Source organism: Candidatus Thermoplasmatota archaeon (assembly GCA_030018475.1).
Classification (GTDB): Archaea; Thermoplasmatota; JASEFT01; order JASEFT01; family JASEFT01; genus JASEFT01.
Window position 1 is genome coordinate 23,549 of sequence record JASEFT010000016.1, and the last position, 1,203, is coordinate 24,751.

Sequence of the window (1,203 nt, forward strand, 5' to 3'; positions counted from 1 at the left end):
GTAAAATATCGCTTGCAGGACCTTTAATCAATATAGTTATTGGCGCTGTATGCTTACCTTTCGTATTTCTCGTTCCTCAGAGCTATATCCTAAATTTTATAGTTATGGTATATTGGGTAAATTCTTTTCTAGCTTTCTTCAATATGCTACCAATCTATCCCCTTGATGGTTCAAAAGTATTTAGATGGAACACAGGAATTTATGTAATCTCTTTCGTAGCGGCGTTAGTTTTAGCTATTCCTGGCTTTAGAACAATCTTTCTATAAAGGCACGTCTAAATTGAGCTTTTCAGTTAGCTCTTTATATCTATTCCTAATAGTAACCTCAGTAACGCCGGCAACATCTGCAACTTCTCTTTGCGTCTTGCGCTGACCGCACATCACACTAGCTACATAGAGTGCAGCGGCAGCCACGCCAGTAGGTCCTCTTCCAGAAGTTAGCTCTTTTTCAGTTGCTACTTTCAATATTTCGTTAGCTCTCGTCTGAACATCGCTACCAAGCTTTAGCTCGGAGCAGAATCTTGCTATATAATCGTGAGGTGCTGTAGGCATTAACCTAAGTTTTAGCTCTCTAGCCATAAATCTATATGTTCTACCTATCTCTTTTCTAGATACTCTACTAGTGCTCGCAATTTCATCTAAAGTTCTAGGTACATTACACTGCCTACAAGCCCCGTACAGGGCAGCAGCAGCAACTCCCTCAATACTCCTGCCCCTTATAAGATTCTTGCCAACAGCCTTTCTATAAATTATTGCTGCAGTCTCGCGCACGTTTCTTGGCAAGCCTACAGCGCTTGCCATTCTCTCCAGCTCGCTAAGCGCAAAAGCAAGATTCCTTTCAGTCGCATTGCTCACTCTTATCCTACGTTGCCATTTTCTCAATCTATAAAGCTGTGCTCTGCTCCTTGTAGGAATACTTTTGCCGTAAAAATCTTTGTTCTTCCAGCCTATTTCTGTGCTCAGACCTTTATCGTGAATAGTATATGTAACGGGCGCACCTGTTCTCGATCTTCGCTCGCCTTGCTCTGTATCGAATGCTCTCCATTCAGGACCTTGATCTATATAAGCCTCATCAATTACAAGTCCGCAATCTTCGCAAACCAACTCTCCTCTTTCATAATCTCTTGTCAAATGTGCGCTCAGGCACTCAGGGCACTTGTCTATTTCTTCAACAGTTACTTTTTTTGTGCGCATTTTTCTCCTC

2 protein-coding genes are annotated in these 1,203 nt (G+C 42.0%); one reads left to right on the top strand and one right to left on the bottom strand.

What is annotated here, in order from left to right:
* Positions 1 to 266, top strand: a 266-nt coding sequence (locus QMD21_03435) for a site-2 protease family protein (protein ID MDI6855822.1), incomplete at its 5' end; no start/stop codon positions are given.
* On the opposite strand, the gene QMD21_03440 is transcribed toward QMD21_03435, so the two are convergent.
* Positions 261 to 1,193 carry a transcription initiation factor IIB gene (locus QMD21_03440; protein ID MDI6855823.1) on the bottom strand — a complete coding sequence of 311 codons (933 nt, stop codon included), beginning with the start codon at positions 1,191 to 1,193 and terminating at the stop codon, positions 261 to 263. The genes QMD21_03435 and QMD21_03440 overlap by 6 nt on opposite strands.
* Positions 1,194 to 1,203 lie beyond the last annotated feature (10 nt).